This window comes from Pelagibacterium sp. (genome assembly GCF_048264985.1).
Taxonomy (GTDB): domain Bacteria; phylum Pseudomonadota; class Alphaproteobacteria; order Rhizobiales; family Devosiaceae; genus Pelagibacterium.
Map to the genome: position 1 here is coordinate 598,500 of NZ_JBLXCL010000001.1, position 23,220 is coordinate 621,719.

20 protein-coding genes and 1 riboswitch are annotated in these 23,220 nt (G+C 58.0%); of the genes, 7 read left to right on the forward strand and 13 right to left on the reverse strand.

Annotated features, from left to right (window positions below; genetic code table 11):
- The 5 genes from ACN0TA_RS03035 to ACN0TA_RS03055 all read right to left on the reverse strand — a co-directional run bounded on the left by ACN0TA_RS03035 (position 1) and on the right by ACN0TA_RS03055 (position 8,411).
- On the reverse strand, positions 1-2,634 hold the full coding sequence (locus ACN0TA_RS03035) for an EAL domain-containing protein (RefSeq protein WP_417579678.1): 2,634 nt from the start codon (positions 2,632-2,634) through the stop codon (positions 1-3).
- A gap of 175 nt (positions 2,635-2,809) precedes the next feature.
- Positions 2,810-3,607, reverse strand: coding sequence for a 5-deoxy-glucuronate isomerase (gene iolB, locus ACN0TA_RS03040; RefSeq protein ID WP_417579680.1), 798 nt, complete (start codon positions 3,605-3,607; stop codon positions 2,810-2,812).
- Between the two features lie 68 nt (positions 3,608-3,675).
- On the reverse strand, positions 3,676-4,569 hold the full coding sequence (gene iolE / locus ACN0TA_RS03045; RefSeq protein WP_417579682.1) for a myo-inosose-2 dehydratase: 894 nt from the start codon (positions 4,567-4,569) through the stop codon (positions 3,676-3,678).
- An 87-nt stretch (positions 4,570-4,656) separates the two neighbouring features.
- Positions 4,657-6,501: a 3D-(3,5/4)-trihydroxycyclohexane-1,2-dione acylhydrolase (decyclizing) gene (gene iolD / locus ACN0TA_RS03050; RefSeq protein ID WP_417579684.1), complete on the reverse strand. Its 1,845-nt coding sequence runs from the start codon at positions 6,499-6,501 to the stop codon at positions 4,657-4,659.
- Positions 6,498-8,411 (reverse strand): bifunctional 5-dehydro-2-deoxygluconokinase/5-dehydro-2-deoxyphosphogluconate aldolase, encoded by a 1,914-nt coding sequence (locus tag ACN0TA_RS03055; protein ID WP_417579686.1) that lies wholly within the window; start codon positions 8,409-8,411, stop codon positions 6,498-6,500. Before ACN0TA_RS03055 ends, iolD begins: the two co-directional genes overlap by 4 nt.
- A gap of 254 nt (positions 8,412-8,665) precedes the next feature.
- Here ACN0TA_RS03055 and iolG point away from each other — a divergent pair, with 254 nt between their 5' ends.
- The gene (iolG, locus tag ACN0TA_RS03060; RefSeq protein WP_417579688.1) at positions 8,666-9,658 is read left to right on the forward strand and encodes an inositol 2-dehydrogenase; all 993 of its coding nucleotides are present in this window, start codon (positions 8,666-8,668) and stop codon (positions 9,656-9,658) included.
- 43 nt (positions 9,659-9,701) lie between these two features.
- Here iolG and ACN0TA_RS03065 read toward each other — a convergent pair whose 3' ends face one another.
- Both ACN0TA_RS03065 and ACN0TA_RS03070 read right to left on the reverse strand, forming a co-directional pair.
- Positions 9,702-10,364 (reverse strand): DUF1236 domain-containing protein, encoded by a 663-nt coding sequence (locus ACN0TA_RS03065; RefSeq protein ID WP_417579690.1) that lies wholly within the window; start codon positions 10,362-10,364, stop codon positions 9,702-9,704.
- Between the two features lie 192 nt (positions 10,365-10,556).
- A complete protein-coding gene (locus ACN0TA_RS03070; RefSeq protein ID WP_417579692.1) occupies positions 10,557-10,934 on the reverse strand; it encodes a SecDF P1 head subdomain-containing protein in 378 nt (125 codons plus the stop codon).
- A gap of 137 nt (positions 10,935-11,071) precedes the next feature.
- On the opposite strand from ACN0TA_RS03070, the gene ACN0TA_RS03075 reads away from it, so the two are divergent.
- Positions 11,072-11,521, forward strand: coding sequence for an RrF2 family transcriptional regulator (locus ACN0TA_RS03075; RefSeq protein ID WP_417579694.1), 450 nt, complete (start codon positions 11,072-11,074; stop codon positions 11,519-11,521).
- Between the two features lie 39 nt (positions 11,522-11,560).
- Here the strand turns inward: ACN0TA_RS03075 and ACN0TA_RS03080 are convergent, their stop codons facing one another.
- On the reverse strand, positions 11,561-12,424 hold the full coding sequence (locus tag ACN0TA_RS03080) for a MurR/RpiR family transcriptional regulator (RefSeq protein WP_417579696.1): 864 nt from the start codon (positions 12,422-12,424) through the stop codon (positions 11,561-11,563).
- A 256-nt stretch (positions 12,425-12,680) separates the two neighbouring features.
- Between ACN0TA_RS03080 and ACN0TA_RS03085 the strand changes: the two genes are divergently transcribed.
- The 4 genes from ACN0TA_RS03085 (at position 12,681) to ACN0TA_RS03100 (ending at position 16,867) form a co-directional block, all read left to right on the forward strand.
- Positions 12,681-13,466, forward strand: a complete 786-nt coding sequence (locus ACN0TA_RS03085) for an ATP-binding cassette domain-containing protein (protein WP_417579699.1) — start codon at positions 12,681-12,683, stop codon at positions 13,464-13,466.
- A gap of 14 nt (positions 13,467-13,480) precedes the next feature.
- Positions 13,481-14,464: an ABC transporter permease gene (locus ACN0TA_RS03090; protein WP_417579701.1), complete on the forward strand. Its 984-nt coding sequence runs from the start codon at positions 13,481-13,483 to the stop codon at positions 14,462-14,464.
- Between the two features lie 80 nt (positions 14,465-14,544).
- The gene (locus ACN0TA_RS03095) at positions 14,545-15,447 is read left to right on the forward strand and encodes a sugar ABC transporter substrate-binding protein (protein WP_417579703.1); all 903 of its coding nucleotides are present in this window, start codon (positions 14,545-14,547) and stop codon (positions 15,445-15,447) included.
- 307 nt (positions 15,448-15,754) lie between these two features.
- Complete coding sequence (locus ACN0TA_RS03100) at positions 15,755-16,867, forward strand: Gfo/Idh/MocA family protein (protein ID WP_417579705.1); 1,113 nt, start codon at positions 15,755-15,757, stop codon at positions 16,865-16,867.
- A 9-nt stretch (positions 16,868-16,876) separates the two neighbouring features.
- On the opposite strand, the gene ACN0TA_RS03105 is transcribed toward ACN0TA_RS03100, so the two are convergent.
- Positions 16,877-17,842 carry a DMT family transporter gene (locus ACN0TA_RS03105; protein ID WP_417579707.1) on the reverse strand — a complete coding sequence of 322 codons (966 nt, stop codon included), beginning with the start codon at positions 17,840-17,842 and terminating at the stop codon, positions 16,877-16,879.
- 98 nt (positions 17,843-17,940) lie between these two features.
- A riboswitch (FMN riboswitch) is annotated at positions 17,941-18,090 on the reverse strand.
- A gap of 426 nt (positions 18,091-18,516) precedes the next feature.
- On the reverse strand, positions 18,517-19,413 hold the full coding sequence (locus ACN0TA_RS03110; RefSeq protein ID WP_417579709.1) for a LysR family transcriptional regulator: 897 nt from the start codon (positions 19,411-19,413) through the stop codon (positions 18,517-18,519).
- A gap of 98 nt (positions 19,414-19,511) precedes the next feature.
- On the opposite strand from ACN0TA_RS03110, the gene ACN0TA_RS03115 reads away from it, so the two are divergent.
- Positions 19,512-21,008 carry a CoA-acylating methylmalonate-semialdehyde dehydrogenase gene (locus ACN0TA_RS03115; protein WP_417579711.1) on the forward strand — a complete coding sequence of 499 codons (1,497 nt, stop codon included), beginning with the start codon at positions 19,512-19,514 and terminating at the stop codon, positions 21,006-21,008.
- 41 nt (positions 21,009-21,049) lie between these two features.
- Here ACN0TA_RS03115 and ACN0TA_RS03120 read toward each other — a convergent pair whose 3' ends face one another.
- Genes ACN0TA_RS03120 through ACN0TA_RS03130 form a run of 3 tightly spaced genes read right to left on the reverse strand, consistent with a single transcriptional unit; the run spans position 21,050 to position 23,168 of the window.
- Positions 21,050-21,931 carry a hypothetical protein gene (locus ACN0TA_RS03120; protein ID WP_417579713.1) on the reverse strand — a complete coding sequence of 294 codons (882 nt, stop codon included), beginning with the start codon at positions 21,929-21,931 and terminating at the stop codon, positions 21,050-21,052.
- Positions 21,931-22,815 carry an ABC transporter ATP-binding protein gene (locus tag ACN0TA_RS03125; RefSeq protein WP_417579715.1) on the reverse strand — a complete coding sequence of 295 codons (885 nt, stop codon included), beginning with the start codon at positions 22,813-22,815 and terminating at the stop codon, positions 21,931-21,933. Before ACN0TA_RS03125 ends, ACN0TA_RS03120 begins: the two co-directional genes overlap by 1 nt.
- Positions 22,812-23,168: a GntR family transcriptional regulator gene (locus tag ACN0TA_RS03130; RefSeq protein WP_417579717.1), complete on the reverse strand. Its 357-nt coding sequence runs from the start codon at positions 23,166-23,168 to the stop codon at positions 22,812-22,814. The genes ACN0TA_RS03125 and ACN0TA_RS03130 overlap by 4 nt, the downstream gene beginning before the upstream one ends.
- Positions 23,169-23,220: the final 52 nt, after the last annotated feature.

A 23,220-nucleotide genomic window follows, 5' to 3' on the forward strand; every position in this document is an offset into this window, starting at 1 on the left:
CTAGCTCGCGTTGCGCCAGCTCTGGCTGTTTACGAATTGGGTTACTGCATTGCCATCCATCGGCCGGGCAATGGCGTAGCCCTGCAAGGCGGCGCAGCCCATCTCGGCGAGTATCCTCGCATGCTCGTGACTTTCCACGCCTTCGGCAATCGCTTCGATGCCCAATGACGCCCCGATTTCAATGATTGAGCCGACCAGCCTGCGCTGTCCGGGTGAGCTGGTGATTGGCATAACGAGCTGGCGGTCGATCTTGAGCCTTTTGGGGCGCAATTGCAGCAGTGAGACAATCGAAGCATAGCCGGTGCCGAAATCATCGATTTCGATGTCGATCCCGAGATCCTTGATCCGGTCGATGTTGAAGGACACCAGCGTATCGCGCTCATCGAGATAAATCGATTCAATCAGCTCGAACGACACTGTGCCCCGCTCGATATTGAGCGCTTCGAGGGTGCCGATCAGCCCTTCATCATTGAGCCGACGCGCCGAAACGTTCACCGAAACCCGCGGTACGTCCAGCCCCGCTGCTCTCCATTTCCTATGCTGGGCCAGTGCCTGCTCTAGGATCAGCTTGTCGATGGCCGCAACCACGTTGAGATCTTCTGCGATTGCCATGAATGCATCGGGCGCCAGCATGCCTTTGATGGGGTGTTTCCAGCGCGCCAGCGCTTCCATGCCGACGATGTCGAGGGTCTGGGCGTCCACCTGGGGCTGATAGAAGGCGATGAACTCGTTGTTTTCGAGCCCGGCCAGAATCTCGTCTGCTGTCCGCTTGGCGGTAATGATTTCAGCTTGCAGCTCTTCCGAGAAGAACTCAGCTCGGTTGCGTCCACGTTCCTTTGCCCGATAAAGCGCGATGTCGGCATTGACCAGCACTTGCTTGGCGGGCGTCGTGGAGACATCGCCTCCGGCGATGCCGATGGAGACGCCAAAACGGCACTCATGGCCCTGATAAGAAACCGGCGTGCGCATTGCAGCGATGATCCGCTCTGCCATCGCACGCAGTTCCGCGTCCGATTTTTCCCCGATGCTGAGGATGACAAATTCATCGCCGCCGATCCGCGCCACGAAATCTGATGGTCTGACTGAGGCCTTGAGCACTTCTGATGCGTGAACCAGCATGGCATCGCCGGCGGCGTGACCAAGCGTGTCGTTGATCTGCTTGAAGCGGTCAAGATCGATATGCTGGATCGAGATATATCCGCCTTCGCGCGTGCTCCGTCGCGTATGCATGTCCAGAATGTCGTCGAGATAGCGCCGGTTGGGCAGTCCCGTCAGCGGGTCGTGCATGGCGTTGTGCTCTATGCGCGCCTTGGCGGTTTCCAATTCGAAATTTTTTGCCTCGGCCTGGGTCTTGGCGCGCAGCAGCGCTTCGGAGAGCTTGGCATCCGGCGTCGCATCCCAGTTTACGCCAACGATACGCGGAGAGGTTCCGGGGTCCTGGTACACAGTGCCGATAGCCCTGATATAGCGCGTTTCCCCGTCGGGTGTGACGATGCGATAGTTTGAAAAATATCGGCTGCCCGATCGCATGGACTCGTTGAAATCGCGTTCGGCGCGCTCTAAATCGTCCGGGTGCAGTCTGTCGCGCCATTGGGTATAATCGCGCTGGCTACCATCGGGCTCATATCCGTAGAGCTCGTTCATCCGGTCGTCCCAGGCCAGAGTGCCGTTGGCGATATTCATTTCCCAAACGCCGACTTGGGAGGTTGCCAGCGCCAGTTCGAGCCGCCGCGACAAGCGCGCCAATTCGTTCTCGCGCCGCCGCTGTTCGATCATCCGCCGCCGACGTTCGTCGTTGAGCCGCCCCAAAAGCACGATTGGCACAAGGATCAAGGTTGCCGCCAGTCCCATGCCTAGCCGCAGCCCGACGGTGTTGGGCGGGTTGGAGCCCCACCCCCCTTCCGGCACAGCTGAAATGACCCAGTTTCCCGATGGCAGAACAACTTCTGCCTGCACCGGACTGTCGGACAGAATTGTAGGGTCGCCATAAAACACTGCATTGTCGGCGGCTTGACCATCACGCCCTGAAATGGCGATTGCGATCTGGCTGCTCAACATGTCCAGCCCGCTTTCGGCGTACAATGCGTCGGCATCCATCACTGCCGATACGATGCCCCAGAAGCGCTCATCGCCGCTCGCATCGCGATAATAGACAGGATAGCGCCCGATAAAGCCGCGCCCGCCCTGCACAAGATGCACTGGCCCCGCCAGCACTATATGTCGCGAGTCGCGGGCCTGCATCGCCGCGTCGCGCTGTTCTGCGTTTATACGATAATCAAGACCCAGCGCAGCCTCGTTCCCAGCCAACGGATAGACCATCCGCACAACAAGGTCGGGCGCTGCAGCGATATTGCTGATCTGGCTCGTATGCTGAAACAGGTAAGAGGCAAACTGGGAGAACCGCTCTTGGTCGATATCGGGTTCGGTCACAATAGCCCCGACAAGACCATGGATCAGTTGCAGATTGGCGTTGACGTTGCCCTCAAGCTGCGCCCGCACAAGCCCCAGCTTGTCGAGCACCATGGCACGCTGGGACTGGGCGTAAATCTCACGGTTCTGATAATCGCCAAAGCCGATTGAAACCGCAATCACAAGCACGGCCATCAAAGCAGGCACGTTGCTGGCACGCAGCATTGCCCGCCCCCATCGTTTCAACCTGCTCCAAATCTCATTTGCCAAGCTGCAATGCCCCTTGCACCGAATTTTCGATACAGGAAACTGTTAGAGCCAAGGGCTTAACACGCCCTTTAGACGTCGCTATCGGCCGACTCTAGAGCAGAGCAGCCAGCAATGCCAACATCGCACGAAATTAGCGCCCAAGCAGCCACTCATGTTCAGGTTGGTTGTAGAATTTCCATTGCCTGTGCGGTCCAGCCATCACGTTGAGATAATAGAGGTCATAGCCGTGGATCGCAGCGCAGGGATGATACCCTTTGGGCACCAAAGTGGTCACGCCGTTCTCGATCAACAGCACCTCGTCGAGCGAGCGATCTTCAGTATAAACGCGTTGAAAGGCGTAGCCTTGATGGGGGTTGAGCCGGTGATAATAGGTCTCTTCGAGATAGGATTCTTCGGGTAGCGCGTCCCTGTCGTGCTTGTGCGGCGGATAGGACGAGGTGTGCCCACCCGGTGTTATCACTTCGACGACAAGCAGGCTGTCCGCCACTCCGTCGGTTTCAGGAAGGATGTTGGTGACATGGCGCGTATTGGTGCCTTTGCCGCGCACCTCCTGGCTCATGGCATCGGCCCCGATAACGACAATTTCGCGTGAAGTAAGGGCTGGAGCTGAACACACAGCAAGCTCGACATCGCTCACGGCCGTCACCGACCAGGTGTTTTCGCCTGGCACATAGACGGCGGCAGGCTTGCCCTCGAATGGGCTTTTTCTGCCGCCCATTTCGCCCAAAGCGCGTCCGCCGGCATCGACCCGCCCGGTCCCTGTGACAAAAACCAGACAGACTTCGCGCTCTCCAGTCTGAGCAGAGACGGTTTCTCCAGCCGCCAGCTTATGCAGTTCAAACCCCACATATCGCCATCCGGCGCTCTGCGGTGTAATCTCGATCACCTTGCCGCTGGTCCCCGATGGCCTGACGAGCAGTTCAGACATAGCCGTTTCCTCTTTTCTATTGATCGTCGGTCCGCTCAGCTGACTTGGCAATCGATTGCGATCGCGCCCTAGGCAACCACCTCGAACCCGGCCTTTTCAAGCACATCGCGCAAATGTCCATAACCCATCTTGGCATAGGTCAGCGGGTTGGCTTTCTGTGGGTCTTGCTCGGCTTCGACGATCACCCAGCCCTCATAGGCACTGAGTTCGGAAAACACTGCAGCGAAATCGATCAGCCCGTCTCCCGGCACCGTATAGACCCCAGCCAGAACCGACTTGAGAAAGCTCCAATCGGCGCCGTTGGCCTGCAACATGACATCGGCGCGTACGTCCTTGGTGTGCACGTGCGCGATGCGCGCAATATGGTTGCGGGCCACCCGCGCTGGGTCGCCTCCGCCCCAGGTGACGTGCCCGGTATCGAGCAGAAGGCGTACAGCATCGCCGCTCGAAGCCATCAGCCGGTCGATCTCGGCTTCGGTCTGAACGATCGTCCCCATGTGGTGATGATAGACGAGCTCTAGTCCATAAATCTGCCTGAGCTTGAGCGCAAATGCGGTCAGCCGCATCCCGAACCGCGCCCATACATCGTGTGGCAAAACGGGCCGCTGGGACAGCGGGGTTTCCATCTGTCCGTGGATCGCGTTTGAGGTCTCGCACACGATCATGACCGTGCAACCCATGTCCCGCAGCAATGCCGCGTGTTCCGCCACGGCCTCGAGTTCCTGGTTCTCGTCCCGTAGCAATAACGCGGTCGAATACCATCCGGAAACCAGTTGGTGCCCGTAGCCATCCAGAACCGGTTGCAGCGCTTGGGCCGCGCGTGGAAACTTGTTGCCAAGTTCCATGCCGGTAAATCCGGCCTCTTTTGCCTCGGCCAGACACACCTCAAGCGGCGTCTCCCCGCCGATCTCGATCATGTCGTCGTTGGACCACCCAATTGGGTTCGCACCGATCCGGATCATTTACTGTCCATCACTCTCGTTGTGTTCACGCACTTCAATACCGCCATCCCCAATTTGAACCAGGATGGCCTTGCAGCGCCAGCCATCTCAGCCGATCCGCTGTCCCGTTATCTGTTTTTCGTAATCCGCCCGCCTGGCTTGTACGTCCACGCGGTCGCTGATCTCGGGCACTGCCACATCCCACCAATGTCCGCCAGCTTCGGTTGCGATCAATGGGTCGGTATCGATGACCAGCACATTGACTCCACCACGCGCCCGTGTCGCTGCCAGCGCGGCCTCGAGTTCGGAAATGCCTGCAATTTTCTGCGCATGAGCACCCATAGCGGCGGCATGGGCGACGAAATCGATCTCTGGCATCTTTGCCTTGCGCGCGTCCGCAAACAAATTGTTGAAGTTGGCGCCCCCGGTTGCCATCTGCAGCCGGTTGATACAGCCGAACCCGCGATTGTCGAGCAGTACAACGGTCAGTTTGACCCCCATCATGACTGCGCTAGACAACTCGGAATTGGCCATCATGTAGCTGCCATCGCCCACCATGACGACAACGTCGTCATCGGGGCGCGCCAGTCTGACCCCCAACCCGCCGGCGATCTCATAGCCCATTGTCGAAAAGCCGTACTCGAGATGATAATTGCCGGGCTTTTCCGCCGCCCAGAGTTTATGCAACTCGCCCGGCAGGCCACCCGCAGCGCACACCACAATAGCATCGCCCAGCGTTCGCTGTGTCGCCCCGATGACCTGAGCGTCCGATGGAAGGGCAGCGTTGCCCGCACGCGTCGCCGCTTCGGCATCGGCCAGCCAGGCCGCCTTGCCCGTCTCGGCGTCCGCGCGCCAATCGCGCGGTGCCCGCCATTGGCCAAGCGCATCGTCGAGCAGGCCCAGCCCCACGCGTGCATCGGCCACCAGCGCCATGGCACCATGTTTTGCGGCATCGATAGCGGCAACGTTGAGTGCCACAAACCTGGCGTCGGGATTTTTAAACAGCGCCCGGGAGCCTGTTGTGAAATCGGCAAGCCGCGTCCCGACCGCCAAAATCACATCGGCCCGTTCAGCCAGGGCGTTGGCGGCGCTCGTGCCTGTCACCCCGACCGATCCCATATTGAGCGCGTGGGAATGGGGCAGGACCGATTTGCCTGCCTGCGTTTCCATGGCGGGAACATCATGGTTTTCGATAAACCGTCTCAGCGCCTCACTTGCGCCCGAATACAACACCCCGCCGCCTGCAATGACGATAGGAGTCTTGGCGCCGCGGATGGCGGCAACAGCCCGTGCCAACTCGTCGGTATCGGGCTGTACCCGGCGCTGGCCATGAACCGTTCGGGCAAAAAACGAGACTGGATAATCATAGGCTTCGGCCTGCGTATCCTGACACAGCGACAGGGTCACGGGGCCACAATCGGCCGGGTCGGTCAGTACCTGCATGGCCCGCCGCAAAGCCGGCATGATCTGCTCGGGACGCGTGATCCTGTCGAAATAGCGCGACACGGGTTTGAAACAATCATTTGCCGATACGGTGCCATCGGCAAAATCTTCGATCTGCTGCAACACGGGATCGGGCCGCCGGTTGGCAAACACATCGCCGGGCAGCAACAGCACGGGCAGCCGATTTACATGGGCCAGCGCCGCCGCCGTCACCATGTTGGTGGCGCCTGGTCCGATCGAGCTGGTGCAGGCCATCATCCGGCGCCGGAAACTGGCTTTGGCAAAGGCAATTGCAGCGTGGGCCATGCCCTGTTCATTATGAGCGCGGAAGGTTGGCAGGCTGTCGCGTACGCCATGCAGTGCCTCGCCCATGCCCGCCACATTCCCGTGGCCGAATATCGCCCACACCCCGCCGAACAGGGGCAGGGTTTCGCCCTCGATCTCGGTCATCTGCGCCGCCAGAAAACGCGCAACGGCCTGCGCCATGGTCAGCCTGATTGTTTCGGTCATTGCGTCCGCGCCTCCCATGCGTCCACCAGCCGTGTAAATTTTTCGGCCATATCGGCGATCGCCGCCTCGTCCTCGATCTCGCCAGCCAACCATTTTTCGGCGGCGCTGGCAAAGATCGTTCGCCCCACAGTAAAACCCTTGACTGTTTTCGATCCTGCGGTCGCACGAAACGCGGCTTCAAGATCGGCTGCGGGCGCTTCCAGTCCCAACAGCACAACGCCCCGGCACCAAATGTCGTTGGCCACTATCGTTTCATCGATCAGCGCCCAGGCACTAGCATCGGTTTGCGGTTCGAGCTTCCACCAGTCGGGTTTGATTCCCGCCGAATACAGCTCGCTCAAAACCCTGGGCAGGGTCTGCGCGTCGACCGGCCCGTTTTTGCCGGCGATGATCTCGATAAGGATTTCCCGGCCAACGCTGCGCGCCGCATCATAAAGCGCGCCAAGCTTTTCGACTTGTTCAAGACGCATTGCGTCGGGATCGTCAGGGTGGAAAAACGCTAGGCACTTGATGCAATGGTCGACGGGCCATTCGATCAGCCGGCTTCCCATATCCTGGGAAAATTCGAATTTCAGTGGACGCGATCCCGGCAACTCAACAGGGCGCCCGATCCAGAAATTGGGTTGTTTGGCAGCAGCGAACAGCGCCTCACGGCCGTGCTTGTCGTCAAGCAGCATCCCAAATCCGTCGCGCCCGTCTGCCACTCTGGCAGCGGCGGCGACGGCCAGCAATTTGAACCCGGATATCCGAGCAGGGTCGGCACCCACCCGCGCGGCCATGTCCTCGAACTGTGCCCGATGATCTACAGCCAGCCCTTTGAGTGTCGGGTAGTCGCGCCGCCGCCCCGTCGTTGCCCAGTGAATATGGTTGAGCGCCCGGTCCTTGCGCAATGCTGTCTGCGCACTGCCATGCGTGAGGAATTGGGAAAGCTCGTCAAAGCTTGGAATTTCGGGAGAACACAGCAGCCGCGAGACGGCGAACGCACCACAGGCATTGGCCCAGGTGGCGCAGACCTCCAGCGGTTCACCCCGCAGCCATCCGCGCAGGAACCCGCTCATAAACGCGTCGCCGGCCCCAAGTGTGTTGTAGACGTCGATGGGAAAGCCCTCGCCCACGATGCCGTCTTCGATAGTGTAGGGGATGGCACCGTCATAGACGATGCAGCCCATGGGGCCGCGCTTCAGAACGATCACGGCGGAGGAAACCTGTCTGATCGTTCTGAGCGCAGCATCCAGATCGGCTTCTCCCGAGCCGATGAGGATTTCTTCTTCGGTGCCCACAACCAGATCGCAATGTGGCAGGACCGATTTCAGCCGCTCCGATACAGTATGGGAGCGGATATAGCGCTCCTCGCCCGCCCCATGCCCTGCCAGTCCCCAAAGGTTGGGCCGGAAGTCGATATCGAAGATCACCTTGGCGCCATAAGCCTTGGCGAAATTGATAGCGACCTTTTGCGCCGCAGCAGTATGCGGGCGTGAAAAATGCGTCCCGGTCACCAGCACCGATCTTGCGCTCGCTATGAAATCCTCGGAGACATCGCCCTCCGTCAGCGCCATGTCGGCGCAGTCCTCGCGATAGAAAATCAGCGGGAAGCGCTTGTCGTCTTCGACGCCCAGGATCGCCAGTGCTGTCAGCCTGTCCTTGTCGATGATGATCCCTTGGGTCGAAGCGCCTTCGCGCGCCATCTGCTCGGTGATAAAGCGCCCGAATGCTTCATCGCCCACGCGACCCAGCCACGCCGCGTTGAGCCCCAGCCGGGCAGTGCCGATGGCAATATTGGCGGGACATCCACCGACCGATTTGGCAAAGCTTGTGACGTCTTCGAGGCGGCTGCCGATCTGCTGTCCGTAAAGGTCGACCGAGGCGCGTCCGATGGTGATGACGTCGAGCGTCTTCTCGCTCTCTTCCATGGCGCACAAGCCTCCCTTAACGCACTGATCGAAGCATTTGTCCGCCGCACTTCTAATCAGCTTCAATTGAAACATCAATTCCGAAAACCTGTCAATTCGGAATATATGTTCCATTTTTGCAATTGCGTTCCACTTTGGAGTGACGCAAAAATGCTGGTGTGCAAATGTTTGGCAATCGAGAGGTCAATTGCGCACAAGTCCATAGCTTTTGCAGTCAATGTTGCCACGTTGATTGCGTGTTTCGGGAGGATTTTATGCTGCGTTTCGGAATTCTGGGAGCGGGTCGCATCGGCAATGTTCATGCCCGCGCCATTGCGTCCTCGGGTCGTGCTGTTGTGCGATACATTGCAGATTCCATGCCCGACGCGGCAGCGATACTTGCCGGCAGCGTCGGTGCTGAAACCGCATCGGTCGATGAGATTGTCGCCTCCCCTGAAGTCGATGCAATCTTGATTGCCACCCCCACCGATACCCATGCCGATCTGATCGAGCAGGCGGCGCTGGCGGGCAAAGCCATCCTCTGCGAAAAGCCGGTTTCGCTCTCGGTCGAGCGGATACGGAGTTGCCTCGACGTGGTCGAGAAGGCAGGGGTCCCGCTCATGATCGGCTTTCATCGCCGCTATGACCCGAACTTTGCCGTTCTTGAAAGGCGCCTGCGTTCAGGCGAAATCGGCGATCCCGAAATCATTACCATTACCTGCCGCGATCCATCGGCACCCCCGGTTTCCTACATCGAGCGCTCGGGCGGTCTGTATCGGGACATGATGATCCACGATTTCGACATGGCCCGCTTCCTGCTCGGCGACGAGGAGCCGGTCACCGTCCATGCGCTCGGCGGCGTTCTGACCGACCCTGCAATTGCCAAAGCCGGCGATATCGATACAGCCAGCGTGCAGATGCAGACAGCATCGGGCAAGATCGTGGTTATCACCAACTCCCGTCGCGCCACCTATGGTCACGACCAGCGCATTGAAGTGCATGGTTCCAAAGGGCTTCTGCGCGCCGCCAATGTCCATAATACGACAGTAGAGTTGGCCAACCAGGGTGGCTGGACGCAGGATGCAATCCCATTTTCATTCGTCGAGCGTTACCAGCCCGCCTACACCGCGGAAATCCATAGATTTCTAGACTTTCTGGAAAAAGGCGAGGCGCCGCGTGCGTCTGGGTATGACGGGCTTATGGCGCAGAAGTTGGCCGAAGCTGCGAGCGAAAGCCTCAAGAGCGGCCAGGTGGTCTTTATCAAGTAAAAGGCGGCCCCGAAGGGCCGCCCAAAAGTCCGGTTTTCCGCGCTTAGCGGAAGATATAGACGATTTCCCGGCTGGCCGGATCGATCAGAACCGGCTGGCCGTTGATGTAGACATAGTCGTATTCGTATTCCGGGATGGCCTCGACCGTCACCGTATCGGGTACCTGCGCGCCGACAACGACTTCGCCCTCAAGATAGACAGGCTCCATGGGGTTTGACGTCACATAGGTGCGAGCGGTTTCCGGCGGATCGATCACGACGCCTGTTGTTGCGCCCAGTCCGGCGCCGATCGCTGCACCCACGGGGCCGCCAATCAATGCGCCGGCAATGGCGCCACCGGCAGCGCCGGTCACAGTGGAGTTGGCGGTTGTGGAGGGTTCTGCGACACCGACAAGTTCGGGCGGACGTTCGGTTAGAACGATGGCTTCACCCTGGGCTTGCGCCTCTACGGTCAGATAGTCGGAATAAGCAAAGCCCATTGTTCCGCCGTAATCGATTTCGCACCACATGGAGTCGGTCACGCAGCCGGTTACTGTTGCGCTGTCGCCCGAGGCGATCACGCCCACAGTTTCAAACTGAGGCCCCGGACCCGAACGGATGTTGAGATCCGTGGTAGCTGTCGCCGTGGCGGTCTGAGCCAGCGCGGTGCCGGTCATCAATAGCCCGGCGGTCGTTGCCAGAAGTGTTTTTGCAAGAGCATTTTTCATTGTTAGTCTCCGTTGGTTTGACGGCTGGTCGTCTTTCGAAATCGGCAATTTTGCTGTTTCGAAAAGACCGGCTTCGTTTCCCCGCGGTGACCGAACGGCGTCCGTGCAGCTTCGTTCCAAAGCGCGATGGAACTGAAAAACAATCAAGTTTGGGTGTGTTCAGGTCGCAACATTGTAACTGGCGCTCTTGTCCTAGTCGTCGACAACCCGCACTTTGAGAGGCGCGCCAGCATCTAGCCGCACCACCATCGCACGCACCTCGTCATTGGAAAAAACGCCAGTGATATGCAGGGATCCTGCCGTGATCGCTGACTGGATGCGAGGTGTTGTCAGGACTTTGCCATCCAGCGAGAGTTCGACGACCGAGGATATGTGGCGAATTGTCAAATCGCCGAACGCCTTCGTCGATTCTGGGCTTAATCGGATTTGCAGCGCCGGAAGGCCAGTCTGAGGATCGATGGCCAGTGTCGCTTCATCTACGCCCAGTATCAGCGTTTCAGCGATAACAGGATTTGATACTGAAAGACTCGTGGCCAAGCCGATGCAAAGGGCAAAAAGCGCTTTTCGCATATCTATCGTCCTTTTTGATGCCTGACGGCTGGTAAGGTAAGGCATCGTTTCATTCAAGCAATCCTATGGCAGCCAATGGTTGCCACGATTGACGCCGCGCGGCGCAACGGGCTAGGTCAACGCCAGAGGTAAGATCCATGCGCACCGACAATCGGCTCTCCCGCATGCTGCATGTGTTGATTCACATGAGCAAACTGGAGGGCGCCGCAACGTCCGAAACGATTGCAAAAATGCTCTCGACCAATCCGGTGGTCGTGCGCCGCACGATGGCGGGTCTGCGCGAGGCTGGCTATGTCACCTCGTCCAAGGGGCATAATGGCGGGTGGGAGCTGGCCGTGCCGCTCGAAAAGGTCACCATGGCCGATATCTATCGCGCCCTTGGTTCGCCGGAAATGTTTGCGCTTGGCCTGGCAAACGACGATCCCAAGTGCCTGATCGAAAAAGCGGTCAACGTCCGAATTGGCGACGCGCTTGCTGCTGCCGAAGCCATGATCGTAGAGCGGTTCGGAGCGATGACGCTGGCTGAACTCCGTGCTGATTTCGAGCAGGGGCTGGCCGCAGTGCCGCCCGGCGACCGCTGCGACTGAGGTTTCGCGCGTGTGCGCAATAACGCTGGTTCTGCGCGCCTAACTTTCCCGTGCCTTTCGCCTGTCCGCCAGCGCCACGGTCAGTGCCATTGCCAGCGTCATGCTGGCGCTCATCGAGCGGAAGCCCTCGAAATCGGCCTCGGCCACCTCGAACCAAGCTTCGGCTTGTGAGGCGAGCGGGGAAAATATGGTATCGGTGATGGCCACCACCTTGGCGCCGGCCTCGCGAACCTGGGTCGTTAGAGCAACGGTTTCGCTGGCATAGGGTGTAAAGCTGATGGCCAGAGCAGCATCCTTGGCGCTGGCGAAATTGGCCTGCTCGGCCGCCAGGCCCGCAACGGCGTCGATCAATATCGTGCGTATGCCGAGCTTGCCCATGGCGTAGGCCATGTAAGAGGTCACCGGAAACGAGCGCCGCAAACCGATAAGATAAATTGTTTCCGCAGTATCGAGCACGTCGAGCGCGCGTTCGAATACTGTGTGGTCGTGCCGCGAGGTCAATGCTGAAATCGAGCGCAGCGAAGCCTGCGCAAAGCCGTCGAGGATCATTGATGCGCGCGAAGATCCTTCTCCATGTTCGCGCAATTGCGCCATGCGCTCGTCATAACCAAGCACCTGGTCGCGCAAACGCGAGCGAAACACTTCCTGCAGGCCAGAAAAGCCCTGATAGCCCAGTGCCTGGGAAAACCGCACGAGCGTCGATGGCTGGACGTCGGCTTTGGCTGCAATTGAGGCGGCCGTGCCGAAGGCAATCTCGTCGGGATTGTTCAGTGCGTATTCGGCCACTTGTGTCAGCCGGCGCGGCAATTCTTCCCAGCGCGCCAGAACGCGCTCGCGCAGCGCCGCGAAATCGCGCGGAACGTCGATCTGTTCCTGACTGTCCATGGCTTTGCTACGCCCCATGCTCGGTTGCTCCTATCCTTATCCCCGCGCGGCCCTGCGCATCTATACTCTCCCTCTCATTGTCCCCGGCATTTCCCGGTTTTCTCAAATTTTGGCGTTTTCATCGCCTTTCCTCGCTGGAAGCGTCCCGATTTTTACCCGACGCCCTGCGATTGGGTCTTGACGCATTCTGTACGAAATGGAATAAACATTCCACAAATATAAATAGTGCATCAATCGTTCTATTTTAGCTTGTGCAGGAGGAGGGGAGAGGGACATGGCCGCCACCGGTACGGCACTTCTCGAAGCACGTGGAATCGCCAAATATTTTGGTGCCATAACCGCACTCGACGACGTTAATTTCCACGTCGGTCACGGCGAGGTGCTCGGGGTTGTGGGGGACAATGGCGCTGGCAAATCCACGCTGATGAAGATCCTCTCCGGCCTCTATCAGCCCTCCAAGGGGGAGCTGATATTCGATGGCCATCCGGTTCATTTCTCCAGCCCCAAGGACGCCCGGGGCAAGGGCATTGAGATGGTTTATCAGGACTTCGCTTTGGCCGGTAACATGGCGATCTACGAGAATATCTACATGGGTCGCGAGCCGGGAAAGAAGTTCGGACCCATAACGATAATCGACCACAAGAAGGCCCGCGAGATGGCTCAAACTCATCTCGACAATCTCCATATCCATGTAAAGTCTGTTTCCCAAAACACCGAAGATCTCTCGGGCGGCCAGCGCCAGGCGGTCGCCATCGCCCGCGCTACGGCATTCGATGCTCAGCTTGTCATCATGGACGAACCGACAGCGGCGCTGGCCATCAAGGAGGTCGGCAAGGTGCTTGATCTCATCAGACGGCTCAAGGATCATGGTGTCGCCGTTATCGTCATCTCCCACCGCATGGACGACATTTTCTACTGCTGCGACAGGGTCATGGCTCTTTATCAGGGTGCCAATTTTGCCGAGAGCGAATTGAAAGACACCTCGCGTAACGAGGTTATCGGCTGGATCATGGGCACAAAGGGACACACCGAATCCCTGGCCCATGACAGGTTGAATTAAGGATATCCGGGCGCATGTTCTACAATCCCAGGCTTTCCAAATTCCTCGAAACCTACGGCATCGTTCTTGTCGTTATCGTGATGATGGTGGTCATCGCCCTCTCGCGCCCCGAGGTGTTTCTGACACCGCAGAACCTGACAAATATTTTAAAGCAGAATGCCACGCTGGCCCTGGTGGCTCTGGGTATGTTCGTTGTGATCGTCACTGCCGGTATCGACTTGTCGGTCGGCTCGACGATGGCGCTTTCGATGGTGACGCTTGCGCTCGCCAGCCGAGCTGGTTTGCCATGGCCAGTTGTGCTGATGGTCGGCCCGATGGTTGGGATCGCTGTCGGCCTGGTCAACGGGGTAGGGCTGACTTGGCTCAAGCTGCCTCACCCGTTCATAATGACGCTAGGAACGCTTAACGCAGTGCGCGGTATCGCATATCTGGTGACAAATGGCGCTCCGATTTCCGGCCTCCAGGATGAGGTGCGTTATCTCGGCCAGGCCTATTACGACATTGGCTTTCTGGCGCCGCCCGCCGGCATTCCCGCCAGTTTGATCGTCGTTGCGATCTGTGCCGTCGGTTTATGGTTCTTTCTCGAAAAGACCAGCACTGGACGGCACATTTATGCCATTGGCGGTAACCCCCAGGCGGCGCGGGTGTCGGGCGTCAACGTCGATAAGGTGTTGATCCTTGTCTATATGATTTCCGGTTTCATGGCCGGGTTGGGTGGGCTGCTGTTGGCTGGCCGTACGGATTCAGGATTTCCGAATGCGGGCCTGATGCTTGAACTCGATGCCATCGCCGCCGTCATCATCGGGGGTGCCTCATTCTTTGGAGGACGCGGAACGGTGCTCGGTGTCCTCGCTGGCGTGTTGATTATGGGTCTTTTGAGGAACGGACTCAACATCAACAATGTCAGCTCCTTCTGGCAGATGGTGCTGATCGGTGTGGTCATTATCTTTGCGGTCTGGATCGATGTGGTCCGGCGCAGGGCTTCGGTACGCCGATAGGATTTACCACCATTGCGGTGCGCTCCAGCCGGAATGGCCGATAATCAAACGGAGACTGGTCAAAAAGGGAGGACCACGAAATGAAAGCAGTGCTTCTGGCAGGCTTGGCGCTCGGCGCCATGACCGTCGGCGCTCAGGCGCAAACCTATGTTCTGGGCATGAAAGGCCCTGGCGCGGGCAATCCGTTCTGGGCCGCAGTCGAGGCGGGGGCCATGGCGGCGGGTGAAGAACATGGCGTCGAGGTGATTGTCGTTGCCCCACCCCAGGAATCGGACGTTCAGGCCCAGATCAATCAGATCGAGGATCTGATTGCCCAGGGTGTGGATGGTATCGCGCTTGCGCCCACCGACCCCAATGCCCTGGCTCCGGTTGTCGATTCCGCCATTGCTCAGGGCATTCCTGTCGTGTTCGTCGATACTCGCGGCACCAACGAAGGCGTGTCCTTCATTGGCACCAACAACCAGGTCGGGGCAGCGCTCGCCGCCCAATACATGTGCGACAATCTCGAAGCCGGCTCTGACGTTGCCATACTTCAGGGGCTTATCAGCCAGTCTACCGGCCAGCAACGCGCTCAGGGCGCCAATGAGGGCCTTAGCGAGTGTGGCCTTAACATCGTTGCTGAACAACCAGCGAACTGGGACCGTGCGATGGGCCTATCGGTTACCGAAACCATTTTGGCCGGAAATCCTAACATCAGGGGTATTTTTGGCTCCAACGACAACATGGCGCTTGGCGCTGTCGAGGCGCTCAAACAGGCTGCCATGCTTGAAACGGTGATGGTTGTAGGCTTCGACGCCAATCCCGACGCCGCCAATTCCATCATGGCCGGTGAAATGACAGCTTCAATCGCTCAGGCTCCCGACAACATGGGACGCTTCGGCATTGAATCCCTCATCGCTCTGACCAATGGTGAAACCATTGAGGAATGGGTCGATACCGGAACGGTTCTTGTCGACGCCTCCAACGCGGCCGACTATCAATAACCGATAGCTGTCCAGAGCTTGAGGGCGAGGTAAAGTGAGTGTCACCCTACCTGTTCTCAAGCCTGAAATGGCATCGGGCATGGAGTTGATCGCTCGTTTCAAGTCACGCGCTGAACAGCTTCAAGTGTGGCAAAAGTTGAACGCCGCGAAAGAAATCGCGTCGTTTTGCCGCCATGGTCCTTGAAACTTTCCTGCCAAGGCGCGTATTCTGGCCTTCTTCGCGAGAGCGCGAAGGGCAAGAGCAACCTCCGGCGGCAATATGAGCTTCTCATATTCCGCCGTCTTTTTTTGCCTGGAGCGCTGCGCAATGACATCCCTCGGCGTCGGTCTTATCGGAACAGGGTATATGGGCAAATGCCATGCCCTGGCATGGAATGCGGTGGCGCCGGTCTTTGGCGATGTCGAGCGCCCTCGTCTCGTTCACCTAGCCGAAGCCAATGCCGAGCACGCAGCTAAACAGTCGGCTGCTCTTGGGTTCGAGAAGTCGACTGGCGATTGGCGCACGCTGATTGCCGATCCCGACGTCGATATAGTCTCGATTACCACGCCCAATGTCTTCCACCCCGAAATGGCCATCGCCGCGCTCGAAGCGGGCAAACACGTTTGGTGCGAAAAACCGATGGCGCCTGCGTTTGCCGATGCCGGACGTATGGTTGAAGCGGCGCGGGCCTCAGGCTGCGTTGCGGCCCTGGGCTATAACTACATCCAAAACCCGCTTATCCGGCACATGAAAAAGGTGCTGGCCGAAGGTACCATCGGCAACGTCCATTCGGTGCGCGTGGAGATGGATGAGGATTTCATGGCCGACCCTTCAGCAGTGTTTTTCTGGAAAAGCGAAGCAAGCTCTGGCTATGGCGCGCTCGACGATTTTGGCGTGCACCCGCTCTCGATACTCTCGATTCTGCTGGGGCCAGTCGAGCAGGTGATGGCTGACCTTGCCAAGCCTTTTCACACCCGTCGCACACAAGAGGGCAAGGATCGCGCCGTTGAAACCTTCGATATCGCTCATATCCTTTTACGATTTGCAGGCGGCGTGTCCGGGGCCATCCAACTTTCCCGTTCAGCCTGGGGGCGCAAAGGTCGCATCGCCATTCAGCTGTTCGGATCGGAAGGCACGTTGCTGTACGATCAGGAGCGCATGAACGAGCTCCAGATCTTTACACGTCAAGGAAAGGCCAGCGAACAGGGGTTCCGCACGGTGCTGGCTGCGCCCAGCCATCACCCTTATGATAAATTCATACCGGCGCCGGGGCATGGTCTGGGATTCAACGATCTTAAGATCATCGAAGCACGAGAGGTAATGCGCGCCGTGTCCGGGGAGGGGGCGCACATTATCGACTTTGAAAAAGGCTTGGCGATCGAAAGAACCGTTCACGCTCTTGCCCACAGCCATCGCGACGGCTGCTGGGTCAAGTTGTGAAGTTCGCCTTCAAGCCATCTGCAAGCGCGCAGGTGTCGCTCTGCGCTCGCTCCACAAGATGAAGCTGGACGCGCCAAGGATCAAAAGTGCGCCGGGCCAGAACCAGACCGACGGCACCTGCGACAGTACAACCCAGCCCAGCAGCGTATTGAGCGGAAGCTTGAGATCGTCGAACGGTTGCAGGTAGGTCGCATCCGCGACCTTGTAGGCAAAGCTCAAAAAGTACTGAGCGCCTGCAGTCACCAATCCCAACAGCACGATCAGACCGAGCGCTGCGCCCACCGGAAGTTGGAAATCGAACCCAGTCGCAAGCCCGGCAGGCAACGTTCCTGCCGGCAGCATGGCAACAGCCACGCCGAGCATAAGACCGATCAGGAAGTGGTTCGGTGTAATCAGCACCAGCATGTAGAGCGTGAGTGATTCCGGTTCTTCGTCACGGCTGAGATATCGGGTGATCACCGAAACCGAGCCCCAGCACAGCGCGGCAAGCACTGGCAGCAGCGAGGCGGTGGTGAACTGCTCGGTGCCGATCTGGGAGACCATCACCGCCCCGACGAAGCCGGTAATCGTTGCCCCGAGACGCTGAACGGTCAGACGCTCGCTCAGAAACAATGTGGCACCAAGCAGAATGAAAAATGGACCTGTCATGGAAAGCGCCACCATCTGCCAGACCGGCACGCCGAGTGCGAACCCAAAAGCGAAGAACTGCACGCCTAGCGCTGACAGAAGTGCGCGGGTTTCATGCCAATAGGGGTGCTTTGTTCGCAATTTCGACATTCCGATCCGCAGGATCAGCGGTAGCGCAAACAGCGTGGCGATAATGTATTGCCAGAACACGACAGCAGTGGATGGTACACCCATCTGGTAGGTGATGATCGGCGTGAGGATGTTGGTGATCGCAAATGTTATGCCGGCGCCAACCATGAACACGGCACCGAGAACCGGTGCGTGTGGCAGCGAGGAAATCTGGTTCATAAGTCGTCCTTTCCGTAACCAGTTTCCTCAGGGTTACGGGAGACGACACCAGAACAGCTCCGCATTCCTAATGAATGCGGCGCGCAATCTGGCGCAATTCCCGTTCTCTCTCATCCGGACTATGACCGTCGGCTTCGGAGTTGCACCGAATCTGCTGACCCCTGCCAATAATGCAAGGCGCTCGCGGGCTTCAGTTGTCATCAACTGTTACCGCCGGTGGGGACTTTCACCCCGCCCTGAGAACGTAAATTTAATAATGTGGCGCTCCATCGTGAAACACCAATAGTTGATTTAGGTGCCTTGTCCGCGCCAATCAAGTTCACAATAGAGAAAAGGACTGTCCGATAACTCGAACAGTCCTTCCATGATACCGTCACACGGGTGACTTGAACCGTTGGAACCATAAGGACCAAGCGGTCCAGAGGGAGGGTTATCTTTGCGAGGGCTGCCTCATCAAAATCACCTCATACCCAAAGTCGCTCCCGCCTGCGCGGATCTCACTAGACATTGGATCACCTCCTTTCGCTTGGTTAAGACCATCATCATGGTGACCTGAAACGATAGTTCTGGCAAGCCCGTTTTGCTTGGTGAGTGCTGCACGAATGTTTGAGTGGGTATGAGAAAAATAGGGATTCTCAAAGGCTTGTTACTGCCTCATACTTCGCCGTCTCGAATCAGGCGGGTTCTGACCGTACGAAATTCCCTCGCGCCGACGTCACTGTTTCGGCTATGAAGTCGGCCACCACCGATACTCTTTTGATGGCGCGCACGTCCTCGTGCATCACCATCCAATAGCTGCGATCAAGGCCGGTATCAGGCAGTACGGGTATCAGTTCGGTGTGCTGACGCGCCAGAAAGTCGTGCAGGATGCCAATCCCGCCGCCGCCGCGCACCGCTTCGGTCTGCCCTAGCGCGCTGGACACCTCGATATCGGAACGCCAGCCCTTCCAAATGTCGCCTGCGTAGTCGAGCGATGGCGTGAAGATCAAGTCCTCCACATGACCTACAAGACTATGTTCGTTCAGATCGGCTAAAGTACTTGGCTGGCCATACTGCTTTACGTAGTCAAGGGACGCATAAAGCCCAAGCCGGTAATCCACTAACTTTCGGTACACAAGCCGCCCTTCGGTCGGGCGCGCAACGGTGATGGCAATATCGGCCTCTCTTCGCGAGAGCGAGAAGCTTCGTGGAACCGGCACCAGTTGAATTGTCAGCGCCGGATGTCGTGCCCGCAATGTGCCCAACCGTTGCGCCAGGAAACCGACCCCGAACCCATCTGGGGCGCCGACCCGTACAGCGCCTGAAATGGATGCATCGGTTCCTCCGATTGCCGATTGTGCATTGAGCGCGGCCGACTCCATCGACTCGGCCCGCTCAAGCAGCGCTTCACCTTCGGCCGTGAGGTCGCATCCATTGGTGCGCCGCACGAAAAGTCGCGCGCCCATTGCGTCTTCCAGCGCGGACAGTCGCCGCGCCACAGTTGCGTGATTGACGCCAAGTCCACGCGCCGCGGCCAGAATTTGCCCTTCGCGCGCTATTGCGAGGAAAATACGAATGTCGTCCCAGTTCATGATGTTCTACAGTTTCCGCACATCGAGTGTTATTCATATCGCATTGAATGTGGATTTGTGTGCACTCATTGTCATGCGGAAACCGTAGGGAGTACGCAATGAAGACGATAGGGCATTTCATCGATGGCAGGCTGGCCGAAGGGGTTTCTGGGCGATGGGCTGACGTCTTTAATCCAGCAACTGGCGAGGTGACTGCAAAGCTCTCTCTGGCCGATGGTTCGGAGCTTGATGCAGCAATTGCATCTGCGGCGGCGACGCAACCGGGTTGGGCGGCTACCAACCCCCAGCGCCGGGCGCGTGTTTTTTTCCGCTTCGTCGATCTTATCAATACCCATATTGATGAACTGGCTGAACTGCTCTCTGCCGAGCATGGTAAGACCATCGAGGACTCCAAGGGTGATATCGTGCGCGGCATGGAGGTTGCTGAGTTCGTTTGTGGTATCCCTCATTTGCAAAAGGGGGAGTTTTCCGAGGGCGCTGGGCCGGGAATCGATATGTATTCTATGCGCCAGCCCATCGGCATTGGCGCCGGCATTACACCGTTCAACTTCCCGGCGATGATCCCTATGTGGATGTTCGCGCCGGCGATAGCTGCGGGCAACGCCTTCATCCTCAAGCCTTCCGAACGTGCGCCGTCGGTCCCTATGCGGTTGGCCGAACTGATGGTTGAGGCCGGATTGCCCGCCGGAATTCTCAACGTCGTCAATGGTGACAAGACGTCCGTGGATGCCATTCTGGCCCATGATGAAATTGCCGGGGTGAGCTTTGTCGGTTCGACGCCAATTGCCCGGCACATCTATGCAACCGCTGCCGCACACGGCAAGCGGGTGCAGGCGTTCGGCGGCGCTAAGAACCATATGATCGTCATGCCCGACGCCGATATCGAAAAGGCCGCCGATGCGTTGATTGGGGCCGGCTATGGCTCGGCGGGAGAGCGCTGTATGGCGGTATCCGTCGCTGTGCCTGTTGGCGAGGAAACTGCAGACCGGCTGGTCGCCGCGCTGGCGCCCCGCGTTGAGAGTCTGAAAATCGGTCCCTATACCGACGCGACCACAGACCTTGGGCCGGTCATCGCCAAGGCCGCGCAAGTGCGTATCCTTGGGCTCATCGACAGCGGGCAGCGTCAGGGTGCGGATCTTGTCGTCGATGGACGAGGTTTTTCACTTCAGGGTTATGAGGACGGCTATTTCATCGGCGGCACGCTGTTCGACCGTGTGACCGCAGAGATGGACATTTACCACGAGGAGATTTTCGGTCCCGTGCTCTGTGTGCTACGCGCCTCGACTTATGAGGAGGCCTTGTCGCTGCCAATGAAACATGCTTACGGCAACGGCGTGTCTATTTTCACACGCGATGGCGATACGGCTCGCGATTTTGCGTCGCGCATCAATATCGGCATGGTGGGGATCAACGTGCCCATTCCCACCCCGCTTGCGTATCATTCCTTCGGTGGCTGGAAGGCATCTGCATTCGGCGATCTCAACCAGCACGGCACAGATTCGATCAGGTTCTGGACCCGCACGAAGACCGTGACAGCACGTTGGCCGTCGGGACTAAAAGAAGGTGCTCAGTTTGCGATGCCGACAATGGCGTGAGATGAAAAAAGGGCCGCCGGATAGGGCGGCCCTCCAGGGGATCAGGTCAAAATGAAGCGCCTGCGGTATTCGCTTGCTGCGTAGACCAGAAGTCCCGCAACCACCACCCCGCCAATCACTTGTATCCAATCGATGCCCGTCAACATCAGCGTCGCCAGTTCCAACCCGTTCCAGGGCTGCCCAGTTAGCCAATACCCCTCGAAATCGAGACCGTCGAAGCTCAGCTCGAAGCGCTTGCTGATGAAGGACCAGAAGGCGCCTTCCTCTGTGATGTTGCGCATCACGACGCGCTCAAACAGGCCGATGACCGCCGGTATGAGAAACGCTAGTGGTATGGCCCAGCGCTTAAATATCGTGCCGAGCAGACCGACCCATGCCAGAAAGGGCAGGTACCAAAGTAGCGAGATCGCAAAGAGCACGATCGCCGACGCCATGATGTTGAGCCAGGCGTTCAGTGTCTCGACGATCGTTGGTGGCGCAAACCCGCCCAGGAAATTACTGGCGATAACAGTCGGCAGATAGGCAATAATGCCGCTCATGGCGAGTGCAGCCAGGATGGCAACGGGAAACACGGTCAGTGAAGCGGCCACTTTGGATCCGAAAATCTTGAGGTCGCTCTGTGGCATCGACTTCCAGAACAGCATTGAATTGCTGCGGCTGTCTGCCGAGAAGGCATCGCCATAGTAAAAGAACAGCATGATGATCAGATAAGCCAGCCAGCCAACGGCGCTTAGCGCAAAGGCAGTCTCATAAAATCGCAAGACTGTGGGCAGCGAACCGCTGAATTCGCCCCTGAAATCGGTTCCGAAGATCGCATAGATTGCTGCGAGTGTTCCAAGCGCAAGCAGCAGGATCGGCCCGTAGATGAAGGCTCCCCGGTGTTCAAGGTATTCGCGTTTGATAAGCGCAATGAAAGCACGCATCATGCAGCTCCGGCATTATGTGTTTCACGCTGCATAAGCGCGACGAAAAGATCAGAAAGGCTGGGCGTGGAAATCTGGCCCAATGGGTTGAGCGTATCGCGATCGACACCGTCGAAGACCATGACAGTCTGTCCAAACCGGCTTTCGGTGAACACTGGTTTCAAGGCATTTGCGGCCTCGATATTTGCAGGGTCAGAAATGACCAATTGGCTATAGCGCGTATTGACGGTTTCCATCTGCATATGGACGATGAGGTCTCCGTCCCGGATAAACATGATGTCGGAAAGCATGAACTCGATTTCATCCACCTGATGTGTGGTGATCAAGAGTGTACGCTCTTCGGTCATGTAGTCTTCGAGCAGGCGCCTATAGAACCGTTTGCGATAGGTGATATCCAGTCCCAGCGTAGGTTCATCGAGGACCAATAGCTTGGCATCGATCGCCATGACCACAGCCAGATGAAGTTGGGCAATCATCCCCTTGGATAGATTCTTGATCTTGGCTTCCGGCTTGATATCCGTGCCCGATAGAAAGTCACGCGCCTTGTCCTGCGAGAAATTGGGGTGGATGTTGCTCAAGAGGGCGAAAAGTTCACGGACCCGCAAGAACCGGGGCAGCGATGCTACGTCGGAAATAAAGGCCACGTCGTTCATCAAGGCGGCACGGTTGGCAAAAGGGTCCAGCCCGAGCACCTCGATCTTGCCTTCGCACTGCGTCAGGCCGAGAAGAGCATTCAGCGTCGTCGTCTTGCCGGCGCCATTGTGCCCGACCAGTCCGTAGATGCGTCCGGCGGGAATATCGAAATCTAGCCCATGCAGGATTTCGCTCTTCCCGAATTTCTTGCGCAATCCGCGCGCGGAAACGATTGGTGTTTCAACGGTCATTTCTCGTCTCCATGCTCGAGCAATTCGCTGGCGGATAGCCCAAGAGCGGCAATGCGTGCAGCAATAGCCGGCCAGTCGTCTTTAAGAAATTTGTCTTTTTCATGCGTCAACAGGGCAGATCGCGCGCCCTCTGTGACGTACATGCCGAGACCGCGGCGTTTCTCCACCGTGCCCATGTCGACCAGTGACTGATATGATTTGGTTACCGTCAGCGGATTGACCGAAAGCTCGGTTGCCACTTGTCGGACAGAGGGCAGAGGGTCGCCCTCGTTGATCGCCCCGTTGAGGATCATTTCGATCATCCTTTGCCGGATTTGCAAGAATATTGGTTGGTCATCGCGCCACTGGGTCATGTGTGCTTCCATGTAGTGTGCTACATAACTAATACACCATTACGATGCAGTC